Raw genomic sequence first — 747 nt, 5'->3', positions numbered from 1 at the left:
CCACTCTTCATTAAAGTCAAATTCATTGTGACTTTGAACGTCGTGTTTGATCCCGGCTTTGAGACGAATGACAAACGGCTTTTCCTCTGAGCTCAGTTGATCCAAAAGATCCTTAGCTCCGTAGGCTCGATCAGCGACTCGAATAGCTGGAAAATCCTTATGTAAGAAGATCAAAGGTGCCATCATGATATCACTATCTTTTCCTGTGGTATCGAAGACATGGGTGGGCATTTTTTGATCGATATTAAATTCTGTATGGAGTTTAATCGCATAGAGATGTTTTCGATATTTCGCCCAGCTCCTAGTTTGGTGTCTGAAGGTAATCGTTGTTGAGTCGATCGCGAACAGAGAATAGTCTTTTAAGAATTTTTTCTTTTGGGATGTTGTTAATCGCTGAAGCAATTCTTGAAATAAATCTCTAAAGAATTCATAGGGGACTTCTTGGGCTTTTTTAGAGATCGTGGAGTGATTCAGGGATTCAAAATCTCCCTGTTCCACTAGCGTTTCGGATCCTTCACGATACCCAGTCCAACGCTTCACGCCGGCTTCTAAATAGAAATGAAGAAGGTCTATCGCGGAAAATTTCCTGGCTTTTTCCTCAAAATTATAATCTTGAGCTAACCGCTCCTCTAAGGTTTTGGAAGGAATTATAGATTGTAGAATTTGAATAGGTGTGTTAATTTTGTTCATATAAAGTCACTCACTTTTTGTTTGTTTTCTGTGGTAAGAAACATTTTAAAGTGAGTG

1 protein-coding gene is annotated in these 747 nt (G+C 39.1%); it reads right to left on the bottom strand.

The features are described 5' to 3' along the window. Positions 1–690 (bottom strand): transposase (locus LQ226_RS20860; RefSeq protein WP_231419952.1); only part of this gene is annotated, 690 nt, incomplete at its 3' end. Positions 691–747 lie beyond the last annotated feature (57 nt).

It is taken from the genome of Pontibacillus sp. HN14, from assembly GCF_021129245.1.
Taxonomy (GTDB): Bacteria; Bacillota; Bacilli; order Bacillales; family BH030062; genus Pontibacillus.
Note: the sequence above shows the minus strand (reverse complement) of the source record. Positions and strands in the feature narration are given on the sequence as shown.